This window comes from Caulobacter sp. FV1ye6ST (assembly GCF_058681225.1).
In genome coordinates this window covers 2767825-2786357 of sequence record NZ_CM178733.1, presented here as the reverse complement: position 1 = coordinate 2786357, position 18533 = coordinate 2767825, and the positions used below count along the sequence as shown (strand labels likewise).

The window sequence follows — 18533 nt, the reverse complement described above, 5'->3', positions numbered from 1 at the left end:
GGGAGCGGCGCCTATAAGAGCGCCTCTTCCGTCGGAGCGTGGCGCAGCCTGGTAGCGCACTTGACTGGGGGTCAAGGGGTCGCAGGTTCAAATCCTGTCGCTCCGACCATTTCCTTCGGGAAAGAACGGAAGACGAAAGGCCGCCCTTCGGGGCGGCCTTTTTCATTCTCGGGAGCAGCGCTGGTCGCGATTATCTTTGGCCGACGTCCAGGGGCTTGTCGGCCTTGCCCATCCACGTGATCAGCGGAATCACGGGCAGCACCCAGCCCATCCCCAGGGCCACGAAGTAGACCAGATGCACGAAGCGGTTCCGCGGCAGGTGGTCGTACAGGCTGGTGAAGGCCCAGATCCAGGCGAACAGCACCGCCATCACGGCGAACGAGCCGATCAGCTTGCGCAGTCTCGCGGGGATCTGGCGGGCCGGAATCATGGGATCGCTCACGCGGTTCTCCGGAAAAGGCCGAGCACGGCCAGGAACAGGATCGCGCCCACGCTGGAGACGATCAGTTCGCCGACGAAGCCGACCAGGTGCAGATCGATGCGCGAGGCGATGAAGGCTCCGATGAACGAGCCGATCACGCCGATCAAGAGCTTGATGAACAGCGAGTGGCGGCGACCCAGCACGATGTCGGCGATCCAGCCGGCCAGGATGCCGATCACCGCCGCCGCGAATACGCCCATGCCGCTCATTGTCTTGTTCCGCCCCGCGCGAGATCGCTGCTTTTCGCACGAAGTCGCGGCGCCGTCATGCTGAGCCACAGAAACATTGATGCGAGCCGGCGTCGGGCGTAGGGAGGTCTCGCCGCATTTCGGCCCAGTAGTGACGCTTTTCAGACCCCATGACGTCCTTCCTGCGTTCCGACCGTTCGCGCCCCGTCGCGATCTGGCTCTTCATCGTCGCCGCCATGGTGTTCGCCATGGTCGTCGTGGGCGGCGCGACCCGCCTGACCGACTCGGGCCTTTCGATCACCCAGTGGAAGCCGATCATGGGCGCGCTGCCGCCTCTGTCCGAGCAGGCCTGGCGCGAGAGTTTCGAGCTCTACAAGAAAATACCCCAGTTCCAGCTGGTGAACCCCGACATGACCCTGGAAGGGTACAAGGGCATCTTCTGGTGGGAATGGGCGCACCGCTTGCTGGGCCGGACCGTGGGCGTGGTGTTCGCCATCCCGTTCGTCGTCTTCCTGATCCGCCGCGACATCCCGCGCCGCCTGATCTGGCGCTGCGCCGTCATGCTGGGCCTGGGCGGTTTGCAAGGTCTGGTCGGCTGGTGGATGGTCTCCAGCGGTCTTTCCGAGCGGGTCTCGGTCGCGCCCGAGCGGCTGATGACCCACCTGGGGCTGGCGCTGGCCCTGTTCGTCACCCTGATCTGGACCGCGCTGGACGCCTGGAGCGGTTCGCCGCGCGTCGAGGAGCGCTCGGCCTGGCGCGGCTGGGCGCTGGCCTTCCTGGGCGCGGTGTTCTTCCAGAGCCTGCTGGGCGCGCTGGTCGCCGGCAATGACGCCGGCCTCGTCTATAACGACTGGCCGCTGATGAACGGCGATTTCTTCCCGGCCGAATATCTTGGCAAGGGCTTCTGGGGCACGTTGGCCCACAGCCAGGGCGCCGTGCAGTTGCACCATCGCTTGACAGCCTACGCCTTGTTCGCGGCGGGCCTGGCGATCGCCTTCCTGGCGCGGCGCGACCGTCCGCTGGCGGCGGGCAGCAAGGCCGTGGCCTTGGCGGTGGCGATCGTGGTCACCCTGCAGGCGGGCCTGGGGATCTGGACGCTGATGGCCAGCGTGCCGATCGTCCTGGGCGTGCTGCACCAGGCGGGAGCGGCCGTGCTGCTGGCGACGGCGACCATCTTCGCGTGGCGGGTGCGCAGGCCCTGAATTTTCAGAGGCTGAAGCAGAGTCCCCGAACAACTGTCACACGCCAGGCGCAAATCGGGCCGATTCCTCATGGAGCTTGGCCTTGATCCGCCCCCTTGTTCTCGCGCTGGTCGCGTCCGTCGCCGTTCCCGCTCTCGCTTTCGCTCAGAAGCCTATCGAGACCCCGAACGCCGCCGTCAGCGCCGCTGACGCCTATTACAAGGCCGGCGAGGCCGCGTTGGCCAAGCGGATGGCCGTGGTTCCGAACACGGGCAAGGCCAAGAACGTCATCCTGTTCCTGGGTGACGGCATGGGCATTTCGACGGTCACCGCCGGCCGCATCTATGATGGCCAGTTGAAGGGCGTCGACGGCGAGTCCAATTCGCTGGCCTTCGAGGCGCTGTCCTATTCGGCGCTGTCCAAGACCTACAGTCACGACACCCAGGTCACCGACAGCGCCGCCGGCATCACGGCGATCATGACCGGCGTGAAGACCCGCAACAAGATCATCGGCCTGACGGGCGCGGCGCTGGGCGAGAAGTGCGAGACCGAGAAGGGTAACGGCGTCGACACGCTGGCCGAGCTCGCCAAGGCTCGAGGCAAGGCCGCCGGCGTCGTCACCACCACCCGCGTCACCCACGCCACCCCGGCCGGCGCCTACGCCCACACCGCCTATCGCGACTGGGAAGGCGACGGGGACATGCCGGTCGAGGCTCTGGAGGCCGGCTGCAAGGACATCGCCCGCCAACTGATCGAGGCGCCTGACAACCTGCGCCTGGATGTGGTCATGGGCGGCGGGCGCTCTCGCTTCCTTCCCGATGGCAAGGACGTGGGCAAGCGGGCCGACGGCCGCGACCTGACCGCCGAGTGGCTGAAAGCCGAGGGCGCGGGCTCGGCCTATGTCACCACCGTCGACCAGCTGAAGGCCATCCCGGCCGACACCAAGCACGTGCTGGGCCTCTTCGCGCCCGAGCACCTGCCGTACGAGGTCGAGCGCGCGGTGCTGGGGCAAGGCGTCCCGACCCTGGCCGAGATGGCGACCTCGGCGGTCGACGTCCTGTCCAGGAACCCGAACGGCTACTTCCTGATGGTCGAGGGCGGCAAGATCGACATGGGCAGCCACCTGGGCAACGCCAGGCGCACGCTCAGCGAGACGGTCGAGTTCTCCAAGGCCATAGCCGCCGTGCTGGCCAAGGTCGACCTGAAGGACACCCTGGTCGTCGTCACCGCCGACCACAGCCACGGCCTGGTGATCTCGGGCTACGCGCCGCGCAATTCCCCGATCCTGGGCGTTTCGGGCAATGAGGGCGAACCCGCCATCGCCGCCGACGGCAAGACCTATACGACCCTGATGTTCGCCACGGGTCCCGGCGGTCCGCTTGGCGCCGACACCCGGGCCGATCCGGCCAAGGAAGACCTGGACGACGTCGACTACCACCAGCAGGCGGTCGTGAACCTCCCCAGCGCCGCCCACGCCGGCGAGGATGTCGGCGTGTTCGCCGACGGGCCGCAGGCCTTCCTGCTGCGCGGCGTCGTCGAGGAAAGCTACATCTTCCAGGTCATGCGCCACGCCTTCGGCTTCGACGCTCCCGCGACGGCCGCGACGGCCGATGCGCCCAAGGCCAAGAAGAAGCCCTGGCGCTTCTAGGTCGGGCGGGCGGTCGTCAGGTTCTGGCGGCCGCCAGGCCACGGCGCGAGCACTAATAAGGTATTATAATACCTTATCGTTTATCGCGTTGATTTTGCTTGGGTTTATAAGTTTTTTGCGTCACTGTTGTTGACAGTCCGCGAAGCCTCCCGTACTAGCCGCGCCTCACACGGACGAAACCGGATTTCTCGGGGTCGGACGCCTAGAAATTACGGATCAATCCCATGCAAAAGATCACGGCTTCGTTGAAGCCGGCCGAGGTCGAGAAGAAGTGGATCGTGGTCGACGCCCAGGACGCCGTTGTCGGTCGTCTGGCGACGTTCATCGCCATGCGTCTTCGCGGCAAGCACCGTCCCGACTACACCCCGCACGTCGATTGCGGTGACTTCGTCGTCGTCATCAACGCCGACAAGGTGAAGTTCACCGGCAAGAAGATGGACGACAAGGTTTACTACCGCCACACCGGTCACCCGGGCGGCGTCAAGTCGACCACCCCGCGCAAGGTGCTGGGCGGCAAGTTCCCGGAACGCGTTCTGGAAAAGGCCGTCGAGCGCATGCTGCCGAAGGAGAGCCCGCTGGCTCGCAAGCAGCTGACGCACCTGCTCATCTACAACAACGGCGAGCACCCGCACCAAGCGCAAAGCCCCGAAGTCATCGACTTCGCGGCCCGCAACGCCAAGAACACCCGGAGCCTCTAAGCCATGACCGACGCACAAGGCTTTGAAGCGCTGGCCAGCCTGTCCAGCAACCCGGAAGCTGCCGCTCCGGCCGAACCGAAGATCGACGCCCAAGGCCGCTCGTACGCGACCGGCAAGCGCAAGAACGCGATCGCTCGCGTCTGGATCAAGCCGGGCAAGGGTTCCATCACCATCAACGGCCGCGACCAGGAAGTTTACTTCGCGCGTCCGGTGTTGCGCATGATGATCGCCCAGCCGCTGGAAGTGACCGATCGTCTGGGCCAATTCGACGTCATCGTGACCGTCGAAGGCTCGGGTCTGTCGGGTCAGGCCGGCGCCATCCGTCACGGCCTGTCCAAGGCCCTGACCTACTACGAACCCGGCCTGCGCCCGGTCCTGAAGCCGCACGGCTTCCTGACCCGCGACAGCCGCGTCGTCGAGCGTAAGAAGTACGGCAAGGCCAAGGCCCGCCGCAGCTTCCAGTTCTCGAAGCGCTAAGCGCGGTCGCACGCGTTTGGAAGAGGGCGCTTCGGTCATCCGAAGCGCCCTTTTTCTTTTGGACTTCCTCTTGGGTCGATCACGGCCCGCCACGACATCCGTCACACGACGTTGAAAGACTGGACGCCCCTGTCCAGATCGAGGAGTAGCAGCATGGCGAGCGCGCCCAAGGTCTTCATCGACGGCGAAGCCGGCACCACCGGCCTGCAGATCCGCGAGCGCCTGATCGGCCGCACCGACCTGCAACTGCTTTCCATCGATCCTGAAAAGCGCAAGGACGCGGACGCCCGCGCCGAGATGCTGAACAGCGCCGACGCCGTGATCCTGTGCCTGCCCGACGACGCGGCCAAGGAAGCCGTGGCGCTGGTCATCAACCCGAACACGGTGATCATCGACGCCTCGACCGCCTATCGCACCGCCGAGGGCTGGACCTACGGCTTCGCCGAGCTGGACAAGGAACAGCGCGGCAAGATCGCCAAGGCCAAGCGTATCTCAAACCCGGGCTGTTATCCGACCGGCGCCATCGCCCTGACGCGGCCGCTGGTCAGCGCCGGCGTCCTGCCGCCGGAGCTGCCAGTCTCGTACAACGCCGTCTCGGGCTACAGCGGCGGCGGCAAGGCCATGATCGCCGAGTTCGAGGACGAGAGCGCCGCAAACTTCACCAAGGTCCCTTACCGGATCTACGGCCTGTCGATGGGCCACAAGCACGTGCCGGAAATGCAGATGCACGGCGGCCTGCTGAGCCGTCCGATCTTCATGCCGGCCGTGGGCCGCTATCTCCAGGGCATGATCGTCGAGATGCCGCTGCATTTCTCGACCTTGAACGGCGCGCCGTCGCTGGGCGACATCCACAGCGTGCTGGCGAAGCACTACAAGGGCGAGCCGTTCGTGGAGGTCGCCTCGCTCGACGAAGCCAAGAGCCTGACAACCCTGGACCCGGAAGGCCTGAACGGCACCAATCGCCTGAAGCTGTTCGTGTTCGGCTCGGACAGCAGCGGCCAGGCGCGTCTGGTGGCGCTGCTGGACAATCTGGGCAAGGGCGCTTCGGGCGCGGCCGTTCAGAACATGAATATCGCCCTTGGCCTGAAGGAAGACGCGGGCCTCTAAGGCCCGACTTCAGACCCGCCAGCGGTAATGTCCGGCGGGCTTGTGCAGCTTGAACATCCAGAGGGGTTCTTCGCGGACGCCCTCGCCGATATTGTGCGCCACCCGTACGTGCTGGGGGCCCTCGACCACGACGCCAAGGTGCGGCCGCCCCCCGGAGAGCCTCCAGGTCAGGACGTCGCCGGGGCGCGGCGCGTCGAAGCCGTCGCCGCCGAACGGCCGCCGGGCGGGCAGGGCCAGGCTGGCGCCTTGCCGCGCCAGGAAGGTCTCCAGGTTCAGCACCCGCCGGTGATCGATATTGGCGTCTGGCTTGGACAGGCCCCACTCGCGGCGTGACGGATAGGCCGAAAAGGCCTTGAGCATGTCTTCGTGCACCCGCTGTTGCAGGTCGATGTCCCAGGCGTCGCGGGCGGCGCGGACGAGCACGTCGGAGCAAACGCCGCTGGTGCGCAGTACGTCGCCGTTCGGATAGCCGATGTTTCGGTAGCTGGGATCGTAGTCGACCGTGATCCCGACCTGCTGGCGAGCGGCCGCGGCCAGCTTGCGCCCGGAGTCCGGGATCACGGCGCGGCTGGGGCCGCCCATGGCCGCGAAGGGCGCGGCTATGGCCATTCCAAGAACAGTTCTGCGATCAAGCGTGAGCATGGCGCGGAAGCTCCGCCACGATCGGGGCGGCATTTGGGCGAACATGGGTCTTGCAGGCCTTTGCGGACAATCAAAGCGCGAGCGCCTGCAATTTTGAATTTAGTCGCTCGACCGGACCAGTACGAACGACCCCGGCGCATCCTCAAGCGGCTTCAGCTTGCCCTTGGCGGGGTCGCGAGCCGGGACCTGGTCGCCCGAGCGAGACTTCAGCCAGGCTGACCAGTGCGGCCACCACGAGCCTGGATGCTCTTGCGCGCCAGCGATCCATTCACCGACATCGCCGGGCAGGCTTTCGTTGGTCCAGTGCTGGTACTTCTTGGCGTCCGGGTGGTTGATGACCCCGGCGATGTGGCCCGAGCCAGCCATGGTGAAGGTCACCGGGCCGCCGAACGCCTTCGCCCCGCGATAGACGCTGCGATAGGGCGCGATGTGGTCGTCCTTGGACGATTGCACGTAGATCGGAATCTTGACCTTCGAGAGGTCCAGATGCTCGCCGCCCAGCGACAGCTTGCCGGTGGTCAGGGCGTTGTCCTTGTAGAAATTGCGCAGATAGAACAGGTGCAGGGCTTTGGGCATCCGCGTCTGGTCGGCGTTCCAGAACAGCAGGTCGAACGGCCGTGGCTCCTTGCCCATCAGATAGTTGCTGACGAAGAACGACCAGATCAGGTCGTTGCCGCGCAGGGCGTTGAAGGTGTCGGCCATCGACTGGCTGGGCAGGAAGCCGCCGGCCTGGTCCATCTGCTGCTCGATCGACTGCAGCCACTCTTCATTGGTGAACAGCAGAAGGTCGCCGGCCTCGGCGAAGTCCTGCTGGGCGGCGAAGAAGGTGGCCGAATTGATCCGCTTGTCGCCGCGCGCGGCCATGTGGGCCAGGGCGACCGACAGCAGGGTGCCGCCTATGCAGTAGCCGACGGTGTTGACGCGGTCGACGCCGCACTGGGTCATGACCTGCTGAGTGGCGTCGTAGATGCCTTCGAACATGTAGTCCTCGAAGGTCTTGGCGGCGAGCGTCTGGTCCGGATTGACCCACGAGGCGACGAATACCGTGAAGCCCTGGCCGGTCAGCCAGCGGATCATCGAGTTCTCGGGCCGCAGATCCATGATGTAGAACTTGTTGATCCACGGCGGGAAGATCAGCAGCGGGATCTCGCGGACCGTTTCCGTGGTCGGATCGAACTGTAGCAGCTGCAGGATGTCGTTCTGATAGACGACCTTGCCGGGGGCGGTGGCGACGTTCTCGCCGACCTTGAACTTGGCCAGATCCGTCTGGCTGATCGCCAGCTGGCCGCCGCCGCGCTCCAGGTCGGCGGCGAAGTTCTCCATGCCGCGCACCAGGCTCTGGCCCTGGGTCTGGACTACCTCGCGCAGGGCGGCGGGGTTGGAGATCAGGAAGTTCGACGGCGAGAAGGCGTCGGTCAGCATCTTGGTGAAGAACTCGACCCGGCGCTTGGCGCCCGGCTCGACGCCCTCGACCTCGGCGATCAGGCCGTTCAGCCAGTTCGATGACAGCAGGTAGGACTGCTTCATCAGGTCGAACATCGGGTTGGAGGCCCAGTCCGGGTCGTTGAAGCGTTTGTCGCCGGCGGCCGGGGCGACCACGGGGGAGACGGCTTCGCCGGCGGCGCGGCGGGCGGTCGACTGCCAGAGATCCATGTACTGGCTGAACAGATCTGCCTGAGCCCGCATCAGGCGGTCGGGTTGGGCGGCCAGGCGGGTCATCACCTCGTTCAGGGCCGGAGCGACATGGAACGGATCCGGGGTCAGGGCCGCCGGACGGTCGGCCTGCCTCAGGGCGGCCTCGGCGATCGCGCCCTGGGCGGTGACGGCGGCGCGGGCCAGGTTGGCCGACAGGGTCTCGACCATCTTCAGCTGGTCGGCGGAGAGCACGTTCTCGAATGGCGGGAAGGGCGGGGGCGTGTGGCCGCCTTGGGGGCCGCGCTGGAAGGCGCCAGACGCCTTGCCAGCCGATTCGGTCTTCGGCGGCGGTTCTGGTTTCTTCGCCTCGGCCTTCGCCTTGACGGTCTTCGGCGCGGCCTTGGCCTTCGTTTCGGCGGTCTCGTCCTTGGAAGAAGCCTTCTTCCGGGCCTTGGGAGCCGCCTTCGCCGTGGCCATGAGTTCCTCCGCCTGTTGTGTTCGCGAAAAGCGGCGTCGAACGCCTTTCGCTCGTCGCGATCATCGCATAAGACCAGAACCAATGAACGGCGAAACCCGCAAAATCGTAAGTGTCGCTCTGATCGTCGGCCTGACGGCCGGCGTAGCCGCGTGCGCGACGCCGTTCTCGACCGCCAAGGTCGATCCCAGCTCGCCGGTCGCCGCCCGCGCCACCGCCGCGGCCAAGGCCAAGGGCGAGCGCCGCAAGTTCTCGGACATCCCGGCGATCCCCACAGACGTGCCGACCGCCGACCAGGTCCGCGCGGCGGTGGTGCAGCAGCAACGCGCCGGCGATGCCCTGACCGCCGCCACCGCGCCCAGCACCTGGGAACTCAAGGACAGCGAAACCTACGCGTCCAAGGCCCGTCGCGACGCCAAGCCGCCGGCCTTTGAAGCCCCGACCGACGCCGACCGCGCGGCCACCGAAGCCTTCGCCCGTGACGCACGCGGCCGAGCTAGCGCGCCTCCGTCCCAGCCCAAATAGGGCGACGGAGGCATAATCTTCCTTGAACTGGCTTGGCGCGGCCCCGCTCGGGGTCTATCCATGCCCGACTTTCAGCTCCCAGAGCGCCGAAGCGGCGCACAGAGCCCTCATGAGCACCGATTTTCACCGTATCCGCCGCCTGCCGCCGTACGTCTTCGAAGAGGTCAACAAGATCAAGGCGCGCCTCCGCGCCGAGGGGACCGACATCATTGACTTCGGCATGGGCAATCCGGACATGCCCACGCCCCAGCATATCGTCGACAAGCTGATCGAGACGGCGCGCGACCCCAAGGCGGGCCGCTATTCGGCCTCCAAGGGCATACCCGGCCTGCGCAAGGCCATGGCCGGCTATTACGGCCGTCGCTTCGGCGTCAAGCTGAACCCCGACACCGAAGTGATCGCCACGCTCGGGTCGAAGGAAGGCTTCGCCAACCTGGCCCAGGCCCTGACCGGTCCGGGCGACGTGATCATCTGCCCGAACCCGGCCTATCCGATCCACGCCTTCGGCTTCATCATGGCCGGCGGCATCATCCGTCACGTACCGGCCCTGTCCCCCGAGGAGTACCTCTCCAACATCAGCCGCGCGGTGAAGCACTCGGTGCCGCCGCCCTCCGTGCTGATCCTGTCCTATCCGTCGAACCCGACCGCCCAGTGGGTGGATCTCGACTTCTATAAGGACGCCGTCGCCCTGGCGAAGAAGCACGATCTGCTGGTGATCAGCGACGTGGCCTACGGCGAGATCTATTTCGACAACAACCCGCCGCCGTCGATCCTGCAGGTCGACGGGGCCAAGGACATCGCGGTCGAGGTCAATTCGCTGTCGAAGACCTACGCCATGGCCGGCTGGCGCGTGGGCATGGTTGTCGGCAACGCCCGCATCTGCGCGGCGCTCGCCCGGGTGAAGTCGTATCTCGACTACGGCGCCTATACGCCGGTGCAGGTGGCCGCGGCCGCGGCGCTGAACGGCCCGCAAGACTGCGTCGACGAGATCCGCGGGATCTACAAGAGCCGTCGCGACACCCTGATCAAGTCGATGAAGGGCGCCGGCTGGGACATCCCCAATCCGCCGGCCTCGATGTTCGCCTGGGCCAAGATCCCCGAGGCCTATCGCGAAGCGGGCTCGATGCTGTTCTCGCGCCTGCTCATCGAGGAGGCCGGCGTCGCCGTCGCCCCCGGCATCGGCTTTGGCGAATACGGCGAGGGCTATGTGCGGATCGGTCTGGTCGAGAACGAGCACCGCATCCGCCAGGCCGCGCGCAACGTGAAGAAATTCATCGCCAACGCCGACTCCATCCTGGCCAAGGCCCACAACAAGATGGAACAGGCCTGAGGGCTGGTTCTGCCTCCAAGGATTCGAAGATGACGAAGAAGACCTGGCGCATCGGCGTCGCGGGCCTGGGCACCGTCGGCGGCGGCCTGCTGCAGTTCCTGGCCGAGCGCCCGGATTTCGCGCCGGCCGGCGATCGGGCGGTGATCACCGCCGTTTCGGCCCGCAACAAGTCGCGCGCGCGCACGGTCGACATCTCGAATCTGGCCTGGTTCGATGATCCGGTCGCTCTCGCAGGCTCCCCGGACATCGATCTGTTCGTCGAACTGGTCGGCGGTTCCGACGGCCCAGCCAAGGTCGCCGTCGAGACCGCTCTGAAGGCCGGCAAGCCGGTGGTCACGGCCAACAAGGCCCTGATCGCCGTGCACGGCGCCGAGCTGGCCGCCCTGGCTGAATCCCAGGGCGTGCCGCTGCTGTTCGAGGCCGCCGTGATGGGCGGCACCCCGGCGGTGAAGATGCTGCGCGAGGCCATGGTCGGCGACGACGTGGTCTCGGTCGCGGGCATCCTCAACGGCACCTGCAACTTCATCCTCACCGAGATGGAGAAGACCGGTCGCTCGTTCGCCGACGTGCTGCGCGAAGCCCAAGGTCTTGGCTATGCCGAGGCCGATCCGACCACCGACGTCGGCGGTTTCGACGCCGGCCACAAGATCAGCATCCTGGCCGCCCTGGCCTTTGGCTGCGCCCCGAACTTCGCGGCCGCCGAGATCGAGGGCATCAGCGACGTCGAACTGCTCGACATCAAGCTGGCCAAGGATCTGGGCTATCGCATCAAGCTGGTGGCCAGCGCCGCCAAGACCGATGATGGGGTGGCCGTGAAGGTGCATCCGTCGCTGACCCCGCTGGAGCATCCGCTGGCCCAGGCGGGCGGCGCGCTCAACGCGCTGTTCATCGAGGGCAAGCGCATCGGCCGGATCTTCATCCAGGGGCCCGGCGCGGGCGCGGGTCCCACCGCCGCCGCCGTGGCCGCCGACATCGCCGACGTCATGACCAAGGCCGTGCGTCCGGTGTTCCAGGCTCCGGCCGGCGACCTGGCCCCGTTCATCGCCATCGATCCGGCCCGCGCGGTGGGCAAGGCCTATCTGCGCGTGATGGTCCAGGACCGGCCGGGCGTGATCGCCGCCATCTCCGAAACCCTGGCCGAATGCGGCGTTTCGATCGACAGCTTCCTGCAAAAGCCTGTCGAAGGCGCAGGTGGCGTGCCGATCGTGCTCGTTACCCATGCGACGCCGGAATCGAAACTTCTGGACGCGATTAGCCGCATCGAAAAGCTTGAGACCGTGCTAGAGCGTCCCCGCCTTCTGCGCGTCGCGCGTATCTAGACGACCGAGAAAACTCGGCGTCGAAGGCGACATTGGGAACAAGGCCTTCCGCGTCCCGGGAGGTCGGGAGAGACGGATGAGTTCGAACACCCTGGACCGCTCGCTGGTCCTGGACGCCGTTCGCGTAACCGAAGCCGCCGCCATCGCCTCGTGGACGATGCTCGGTCGTGGCGACGAGATGGCCGCCGACCAGGCCGCCGTCGACGCGATGCGCAACGCCTTGAACACGCTGGATATCGACGGCGAGATCGTCATCGGCGAAGGCGAGCGGGACGAAGCGCCGATGCTGTACATTGGCGAGAAGGTCGGTACGGGCAAAGGGCCTAAGGTCGACATCGCCCTGGACCCGCTGGAAGGCACGACCCTTGCGGCCAAGGCCCAGCCAAACGCCTTGACGGTGATGGCCTGGGCGCCGAAGGGGACGCTGCTGAACGCGCCCGACACCTATATGGACAAGATCGCCTGCGGCCCGGGCTTGCCCGCCGGGGTGATCGACCTGGATCGCTCGCCAGCCGAGAACATCAAGGCGATCGCCGACGCGAAGGGCGTGGCCGAGACCGAGATCACCGTCTGCGTGCTGGATCGTCCGCGTCACGCCGACATCATCGCCAAGGTCCGCGCCGCCGGCGCCCGCATCCATCTGATCACGGACGGCGACGTGGCAGGGGTGATCAACACCACCGATCCTTCGACCGGCATCGACCTCTATCTGGGCTCGGGCGGCGCGCCGGAAGGCGTCCTGGCCTGCGCGGCGCTGAAGTGCGTCGGCGGCCAGTTCCAGGGGCGACTGCTGTTTCGCAACAACGACGAGCGGGCGCGCGCCTCCAAGTGGGGCATCACCGAACTCGACAAGAAGTACGACCTGCACGAGATCGTTCGGGACGAGGCGATCTTCGCCGCCACCGGCGTGACCCGCGGCGGACTGCTGGACGGCGTCGTCTTCCGCGATGGCTGCGTCCACACCCATACCCTGGTGATGAACTCCTCGACGGGCACTGTCCGCGAGGTCCGCATGAAGCGGAAGGTCTAGGATCTTCCTGTCACGGCCGCCGTGTAGAGGCGGCCGATCTGGTTCCGGTTTCGAGGATTATAGATGACTGCCTTTGTCGACCTGGCCGCCCGGCTCGCGGCCGAGCCGGCCGACGCCGCGCTCAAGGACGTCGTCCAGACGATCGCCGCGACGTGCGCGGAGATCAGCCGCGTCGTCGCCTCCGGCGCCTTGTCGGGCAGCCTTGGCGCGGCCGGCAGCACCAACGTCCAGGACGAGGAGCAGAAGAAGCTCGACGTCATCACCAACGACATGTTGAGCGACGCCCTGAAAGCCTGCGCCGCCGTCGCTGGCCTGGCCTCGGAAGAACTGGAAGAGGTCGAGCCGACCGGCCGTGTCGGCGGCTATCTGGTGACCTTCGACCCGCTTGACGGCTCCAGCAATATCGACGTCAACGTCTCGGTCGGGACGATCTTCTCGGTGCTGCCCGCGCCGGCTGGCCATGCGCCGACCGAGGCCGACTTCCTTCAGGCTGGTCGTGGCCAGGTCGCCGCCGGTTACGCCGTCTATGGTCCGCAGACCATGCTGGTCCTGACCCTGTCGGGCGGGGTCGATGGCTTCACGCTGAGCGCCGACGGCCAGTGGCTGCTGACCCACCCGAACCTGGCGATCAAGGCCGACACGGCCGAGTTCGCGATCAACATGTCCAACCAGCGCCACTGGGCGCCGCCCGTGCGCCGCTACATCGACGGTTGCCTGGCCGGCAAGGACGGCCCGCGGGGCAAGAACTTCAACATGCGCTGGGTGGCCTCGATGGTCGCCGACGTCCACCGCATCCTGATGCGCGGCGGGATCTTCATGTACCCGTGGGACGCCCGCGAGCCGGCCAAACCCGGCAAGCTGCGCCTGATGTACGAGGCCAACCCGATGAGCCTGCTGATCGAGCGGGCGGGCGGCAAGTCGATCGAGGGCGTCACCGACATCCTCGACATCCAGCCGACCAAGCTGCACCAGCGCGTGCCTGTGGTGCTGGGTTCGGCCAACGAGGTCGAGGCGGTACGCACCGAGGTTCAGGCGGGCTAAGCGATAGCCGAAAGTGGTCGCCGGTTTCGGCGGCCAACGCGCGCCAAGAAAAGGCTCCCTGCGTCCGGGACTGTCGTCTCGACGCCACATGGTCCGAATCCACGTGACCAGCTACTGTCCAGCGATGCCCGCCGATGGTGTCACCGATATTTCCGCCAGCGCTTCGCCCAGCGCGTTTCTGGGCGTCGAACGCTCGCTCAGCGGCCGCGCCTGGCGCGAGCGGCCGGCCGACATGGCCGTGGTGCGCGACATCCAGCAGCGACACGGCCTGACCGAGCCTTTGGCCCGGGCCCTGGCCTCGCGTGGCGTTTCCCTGGAACAGGCCGAGCACTATCTGCGTCCGACCCTGAAGGCGCTGTTCCCCGATCCGTCCAGCTTCACCGACATGGACCGGGCGGCCGAGATCCTGATCGACGCCCTGGAGCAAGGCCGGCCGACCATGGTCTTCGCCGACTATGACGTCGACGGGGCCACCAGCGCCGCCCAGTTGGTCCGCTGGTTCCGCTACATGGGCGTCGAACTGCCCATCTACATTCCCGACCGTCTGACCGAGGGCTACGGCCCCAGCCCGGCGGCGTTCAAGACGATCCGCGATGGTGGGGCCGAACTTGTCGTGACCCTGGATTGCGGGGCGGCGGCCTATGACGCTATCGCCAGCGCCGGCGAGATCGGCCTGGAGGTCGTGGTCATCGACCATCACCTGATGCGCGAGGACCCGCCGGCCGCCGCCGCCGTGGTCAATCCCAACCGTCCGGGCTGCCAGAGCGGGCAGGGGGTTCTGGCCGCCGCCGGGGTGACCTTCGTGCTGCTGGCCGCCTTGAACCGCGAGGCCCGCAAGCGCGGCCTGTTCACCGACGAGCGGCCACAACCGGACCTGCGCCAGTGGCTCGATCTGGTGGCCCTGGGCGAGGTCTGCGACGTCACCCAACTGGTCGGCTTCAACCGCGCCCTGACGGCGCTGGGTCTGCGGACCATGGGCGCCTGGGCCAATCCGGGGCTGAAGGCCTTGTTCGAGGTGGGCAAGGGCTCGGGCGAGCCATCGGTATTTCACGCCGGCTTTATCCTGGGGCCGCGTATCAACGCCGGTGGCCGCATCGGGCGTTCGGACCTGGGCGCCATGCTGCTTTCGACCGACGATCCGCTTGAGGCCGCCGCCCTGGCCGAGGAGCTGGATGGCCTAAACACCGAGCGCAAGGCCGTCGAGGCCGCCGTGGTTGAAGAGGCCGCCGCCATGCTGGAGCGCGGCAATTTCAACACCGACGCGCCGGTCATCGTGGTGGCCGGTGAGGACTGGCATCCGGGCGTCATCGGCATCGTCGCCGGTCGCCTGCGCGAGCGCTATCGCAAGCCTGTGGTGGTCATCGGCATCGACCGCGCCGCCAATGTCGGCAAGGGCTCTGGCCGCTCGCAGCCCGGCGTCAACCTGGGCCGCGCCATCCAGGCCGCCTTCGAGGCCGGCCTGCTGATGGCCGGCGGCGGCCACGCCATGGCGGCGGGCCTGTCGATCCGTCCCGAGATGATTCCCGAGTTCCGCGCCTTCCTGGAGGAGCGTTTGGCCGGGGAGATGGAGGCCGTGGGTATAGAATCGGTCGAGATCGACGCCCTGGTGCAGCCGCGCGCGGCGAATCGGGCGCTGCTCGACGACTTCCAGCGTCTGGCGCCGTTCGGACCCGGCAATCCAGAGCCGATGTTCGCGCTCACCCAGGTCCGTCCCGACCGCGTCTCGGCCCTGAAGGGGGGGCATGTCCGCATGGACCTCGTCGGTCCGACCGGCGACCGTATCAAGGCCATCAGCTGGCGCAGCGCCGAGACGCCGCTCGGCCAGCGTTTGCTGGCCGGCGGCGGCGCGCTGGATGTTGTCGGCAAGCTGAAGCCGGACGATTACATGGGCCGCAACGGCGTCCAACTCGAGATCGAGGACGCTCATGATCCTCGCGCGAGGTACTCGGATTAGCCGCCTTGCCGCGGGCGTTGTGGGTGGACCGAAAAAATGACTTTCGCCCGCTTGCGCACCCCCAAGGTCGCGGCTATACACCCGCTTCCTCGCGGGGCCGTGGTCCCTTCGTCTATCGGTTAGGACGCCAGATTTTCAATCTGGAGAGAGGGGTTCGACTCCCCTAGGGACTGCCACCCGCGAGGTTATATAGGTTATATATAGGCTGTGTTCCGCTTTTGCGGCGACGTGGTCCCTTCGTCTATCGGTTAGGACGCCAGATTTTCAATCTGGAGAGAGGGGTTCGACTCCCCTAGGGACTGCCACCTTCAGCTGTATTTCAGAATTGTTTCTATGATGTATCTGCGACGAAATGTCGCGGATCGCCTTTGCGCGCCGTTTTGACGTGAATTCGTCATTGACGGCTCTCCTCACGCGAGAACACTGTTCTTGTAGTGCTCGCTCCGATGGGCTGATTGGGCGAGCCAGAGGGGTGGGATGTCTGGTTTCGATTTTGAGGACGCTGCGGCGCACGAAGAGTTCGTGCGCATCAGCGGCAAGGTGAAGTGGTTCGACGCCGGCAAGGGTTACGGGTTCATCGTACCGGATGATCCGGGCCAGACCGGGCTCAAGGACGTGCTTCTACATGTGACATCGCTGCGTAACTGCGGCCGCGAAACCGCCATGGAGGGGGCGGTGATCGTGTGTGACGTGGTGCGAAGGCCGAAAGGCTGGCAAGTGTGCGAGGTCGTCAATCTTGACGAAAGCGGCGCCGCCGCGCCGCTCGAGCGGCAGAGACGGACGTTCGCCGAGGGGCCGCCGCGCCGCGATCCGATGCGGGAAGGCCATGGGCGTCACGCCCTGGAGCCCGAGGGGCCGGCCGAGCACGCCAAGGTCAAGTGGTTCAACCGCACCAAGGGCTACGGCTTTGTCATTCGTGACGCCGAGCCGGGCGACATCTTCGTGCATATAGAGACGCTGCGTCGAGGGGGGCTGGAGGACCTGCAGCCGGGCGACGACGTCCTGGTGCGGTTCGCGCGCGGGCCCAAAGGCCTGGTGGTCGCGGAAATCACCGCCGGCGACGCCTGACTTTCGCCGCCTCGCTTTCGCCGCCTCGGGGGGAAGGCTAGTCTCCGTGGAGATTGGCTTTCACCGAGGTGATGCGTGGCGGAACGGATGATCGGAAGGCGGGCGCTGCTGGCCGGGCTGATGCTTGGCGTCGGCGCGGGCGTCAACGCCTGGGCCGCGCCTCAAGGCAAGTCGGCAAGCGGCAAGCTGGAGGCGGTCGAGATCGTCACCCTGCGCGGCCGCCAGAGCTTCCAGGTCGAGATCGCCGCAACCCGCGCCCAGCAGGAGCGGGGGCTGATGTTCCGCAAGAGCCTGGCGCCCGACCACGGGATGCTCTTCACCTACGCCAGGCCCCAGCGCGTGGCCTACTGGATGAAGAACACCCTGATTCCGCTCGACATCATCTATATCGCGCCGAGCGGCAAGATCCTGTCGATCGCTCGCAACGCTCGTCCGCACGACGAAACTCCGCTGGCCTCGGGCGGCCTGGTGCTGGGCGTTCTGGAGCTGGCTGGCGGTCGCGCGGCGCAGCTGGGGATCCTGCCCGGCGACCGGGTGCTGCATCGAATCTTCCCGAAGGGGTGAATTGAGGCGTTCGGATCGTTGATCCGCGCTTCGAACCCCTGTAGAGCACGCGCCTGCCGATGTTTCGGAGCGTAGCGCAGTCTGGTAGCGCGCCTGGTTTGGGACCAGGATGTCGCAGGTTCAAATCCTGCCGCTCCGACCATCGGCAAGGTATTCTCGGTAAGGTACTCTGGGAGAGGTCCATGCTGGCCCGCATCTATCGCCCCGCCAAGAACGCCATGCAGTCCGGCAAGGCCAAGACCAAGGACTGGGTGCTGGAGTTCGAACCGGCCTCGGCCCGCAAGCCCGACCCGCTGATGGGCTGGACCACGTCCAGCGACATGAACGGCCAGATCCGCCTGACCTTCGAGACGCGCGACGAGGCGGTGGCCTACGCCCAGCGCCACGAGATCGCCTTCCAGCTCTTCGAGCCGAAGACGCCCAAGCGGATCATCAAGGCCTATGCCGACAACTTCGCCGCCAACCGCAAGCAGCCCTGGACCCACTAGGACTCTCGCGGACTAGGCCGGCCCGCGCGCCCTTAGCTCAGCTGGATAGAGCACTCGCCTTCTAAGCGAGCGGTCGCTGGTTCGAATCCAGCAGGGCGCGCCAGTTCTTTTTGATTTCTGGACGTTCTCGCACGTTCTCAAAGTTTCCCTTCCACTCGTATGACTCGTGAAGCTGGGCGGGAAGTGCGGACTTCGAGGCGCGCCGCGCGGTGCGTCGGGGCGCGAGCCAGAAGGCCAGCGATGTGGGTCAGCAGATCGTCGGTCGCGGCCTGTCCCTGACCCCGACCCTGACTCTTCACCCCGGCGCGCCGCTACGCGTGCTGCTGACCCGCGATCTCGTCCTTGAACCCTACGCCGCGGAGCGCCGCCGATGAGCAAGCTGAAACTGGGTCCCATCGAGGACGACACCCCCGTGAAGGTCACGGTGGAATTGCCGGCGGCCCTGCACCGGGGCCTCCTCGAATACGGCAAGCAGCTGGCGGCCGAGACCAATTCCAAGGTCGCCGAGCCCGGCAAGCTGATCGTGCCGATGGTTGGCCGGTTCATGGACAGCGATCGCGGCTTCACGCGCGGCCGCAAGTCCCGTGGCCACTGAGGTGGGGGGCGGGGAGCCCCGCGGTGGCGGGCGGGGTTCCAGTCTCACCCGGCAAAGCGCTTGCCGTCACCCGTCAGGGCCGGTGAA

At 66.6% G+C, this 18533-nt stretch carries 19 protein-coding genes, 5 tRNA genes and 1 pseudogene; 21 read left to right on the top strand and 4 right to left on the bottom strand.

Annotation, left to right across the window (positions count from 1 at the left end; genetic code table 11):
* Nucleotides 1-32 precede the first annotated feature (32 nt).
* Nucleotides 33-109, top strand: a tRNA-Pro gene (locus ACW175_RS13550).
* An 81-nt stretch (nt 110-190) separates the two neighbouring features.
* Here the strand turns inward: ACW175_RS13550 and ACW175_RS13545 are convergent.
* Both ACW175_RS13545 and ACW175_RS13540 read right to left on the bottom strand, forming a co-directional pair.
* On the bottom strand, nt 191-430 hold the full coding sequence (locus ACW175_RS13545) for a DUF2842 domain-containing protein (RefSeq protein WP_492104962.1): 240 nt from the start codon (nt 428-430) through the stop codon (nt 191-193).
* An 8-nt stretch (nt 431-438) separates the two neighbouring features.
* On the bottom strand, nt 439-690 hold the full coding sequence (locus ACW175_RS13540; RefSeq protein WP_099578874.1) for a GlsB/YeaQ/YmgE family stress response membrane protein: 252 nt from the start codon (nt 688-690) through the stop codon (nt 439-441).
* A 149-nt stretch (nt 691-839) separates the two neighbouring features.
* Here ACW175_RS13540 and ACW175_RS13535 point away from each other — a divergent pair, with 149 nt between their 5' ends.
* The 5 genes from ACW175_RS13535 to argC all read left to right on the top strand — a co-directional run bounded on the left by ACW175_RS13535 (nt 840) and on the right by argC (nt 5780).
* Nucleotides 840-1871 (top strand): COX15/CtaA family protein, encoded by a 1032-nt coding sequence (locus ACW175_RS13535; protein WP_492100578.1) that lies wholly within the window; start codon nt 840-842, stop codon nt 1869-1871.
* Between the two features lie 82 nt (nt 1872-1953).
* The gene (locus ACW175_RS13530; protein WP_492100577.1) at nt 1954-3498 is read left to right on the top strand and encodes an alkaline phosphatase; all 1545 of its coding nucleotides are present in this window, start codon (nt 1954-1956) and stop codon (nt 3496-3498) included.
* Nucleotides 3499-3722: 224 nt separating this feature from the next.
* On the top strand, nt 3723-4196 hold the full coding sequence (rplM, locus tag ACW175_RS13525; protein WP_099578870.1) for a 50S ribosomal protein L13: 474 nt from the start codon (nt 3723-3725) through the stop codon (nt 4194-4196).
* A 3-nt stretch (nt 4197-4199) separates the two neighbouring features.
* Nucleotides 4200-4673 carry a 30S ribosomal protein S9 gene (rpsI, locus tag ACW175_RS13520; RefSeq protein ID WP_125158114.1) on the top strand — a complete coding sequence of 158 codons (474 nt, stop codon included), beginning with the start codon at nt 4200-4202 and terminating at the stop codon, nt 4671-4673.
* A 153-nt stretch (nt 4674-4826) separates the two neighbouring features.
* Nucleotides 4827-5780 carry an N-acetyl-gamma-glutamyl-phosphate reductase gene (gene argC, locus ACW175_RS13515; RefSeq protein WP_492100576.1) on the top strand — a complete coding sequence of 318 codons (954 nt, stop codon included), beginning with the start codon at nt 4827-4829 and terminating at the stop codon, nt 5778-5780.
* Between the two features lie 9 nt (nt 5781-5789).
* Here the strand turns inward: argC and ACW175_RS13510 are convergent, their stop codons facing one another.
* Nucleotides 5790-6422 carry a DUF1287 domain-containing protein gene (locus ACW175_RS13510; RefSeq protein ID WP_492100575.1) on the bottom strand — a complete coding sequence of 211 codons (633 nt, stop codon included), beginning with the start codon at nt 6420-6422 and terminating at the stop codon, nt 5790-5792.
* A 99-nt stretch (nt 6423-6521) separates the two neighbouring features.
* Nucleotides 6522-8534 carry a class I poly(R)-hydroxyalkanoic acid synthase gene (locus ACW175_RS13505; protein ID WP_492100574.1) on the bottom strand — a complete coding sequence of 671 codons (2013 nt, stop codon included), beginning with the start codon at nt 8532-8534 and terminating at the stop codon, nt 6522-6524.
* An 82-nt stretch (nt 8535-8616) separates the two neighbouring features.
* Between ACW175_RS13505 and ACW175_RS13500 the strand changes: the two genes are divergently transcribed.
* The 15 genes and pseudogenes from ACW175_RS13500 to ACW175_RS13430 all read left to right on the top strand — a co-directional run bounded on the left by ACW175_RS13500 (nt 8617) and on the right by ACW175_RS13430 (nt 18446).
* Nucleotides 8617-9057, top strand: coding sequence for a hypothetical protein (locus tag ACW175_RS13500; protein WP_099578866.1), 441 nt, complete (start codon nt 8617-8619; stop codon nt 9055-9057).
* A gap of 109 nt (nt 9058-9166) precedes the next feature.
* On the top strand, nt 9167-10387 hold the full coding sequence (locus ACW175_RS13495) for an LL-diaminopimelate aminotransferase (protein ID WP_099578864.1): 1221 nt from the start codon (nt 9167-9169) through the stop codon (nt 10385-10387).
* Between the two features lie 29 nt (nt 10388-10416).
* The gene (locus ACW175_RS13490; protein ID WP_492100573.1) at nt 10417-11706 is read left to right on the top strand and encodes a homoserine dehydrogenase; all 1290 of its coding nucleotides are present in this window, start codon (nt 10417-10419) and stop codon (nt 11704-11706) included.
* A gap of 76 nt (nt 11707-11782) precedes the next feature.
* Nucleotides 11783-12736 (top strand): class II fructose-bisphosphatase, encoded by a 954-nt coding sequence (gene glpX, locus ACW175_RS13485; protein ID WP_099578860.1) that lies wholly within the window; start codon nt 11783-11785, stop codon nt 12734-12736.
* A 63-nt stretch (nt 12737-12799) separates the two neighbouring features.
* Complete coding sequence (locus ACW175_RS13480; RefSeq protein ID WP_492100572.1) at nt 12800-13777, top strand: class 1 fructose-bisphosphatase; 978 nt, start codon at nt 12800-12802, stop codon at nt 13775-13777.
* A gap of 124 nt (nt 13778-13901) precedes the next feature.
* The gene (gene recJ / locus ACW175_RS13475; RefSeq protein WP_492104961.1) at nt 13902-15731 is read left to right on the top strand and encodes a single-stranded-DNA-specific exonuclease RecJ; all 1830 of its coding nucleotides are present in this window, start codon (nt 13902-13904) and stop codon (nt 15729-15731) included.
* A 101-nt stretch (nt 15732-15832) separates the two neighbouring features.
* Nucleotides 15833-15907 (top strand) — tRNA-Glu (locus ACW175_RS13470).
* A gap of 54 nt (nt 15908-15961) precedes the next feature.
* A tRNA-Glu gene (locus ACW175_RS13465) sits at nt 15962-16036 on the top strand.
* A 172-nt stretch (nt 16037-16208) separates the two neighbouring features.
* On the top strand, nt 16209-16799 hold the full coding sequence (gene cspD / locus ACW175_RS13460; protein ID WP_492100571.1) for a stationary phase survival cold shock domain protein CspD: 591 nt from the start codon (nt 16209-16211) through the stop codon (nt 16797-16799).
* Nucleotides 16800-16886: 87 nt separating this feature from the next.
* A complete protein-coding gene (locus ACW175_RS13455; protein WP_492100570.1) occupies nt 16887-17363 on the top strand; it encodes a DUF192 domain-containing protein in 477 nt (158 codons plus the stop codon).
* 65 nt (nt 17364-17428) lie between these two features.
* Nucleotides 17429-17505, top strand: a tRNA-Pro gene (locus ACW175_RS13450).
* Nucleotides 17506-17545: 40 nt separating this feature from the next.
* Nucleotides 17546-17851 (top strand): ETC complex I subunit, encoded by a 306-nt coding sequence (locus ACW175_RS13445; RefSeq protein ID WP_125158123.1) that lies wholly within the window; start codon nt 17546-17548, stop codon nt 17849-17851.
* A 26-nt stretch (nt 17852-17877) separates the two neighbouring features.
* Nucleotides 17878-17954 (top strand) — tRNA-Arg (locus ACW175_RS13440).
* A 103-nt stretch (nt 17955-18057) separates the two neighbouring features.
* A pseudogene (locus ACW175_RS13435) lies at nt 18058-18225 on the top strand (TrbI/VirB10 family protein); the annotation flags it as partial.
* A complete protein-coding gene (locus ACW175_RS13430) occupies nt 18222-18446 on the top strand; it encodes a DUF2274 domain-containing protein (RefSeq protein WP_492100569.1) in 225 nt (74 codons plus the stop codon). The pseudogene ACW175_RS13435 and the gene ACW175_RS13430, both read left to right, overlap by 4 nt.
* Nucleotides 18447-18533: the final 87 nt, after the last annotated feature.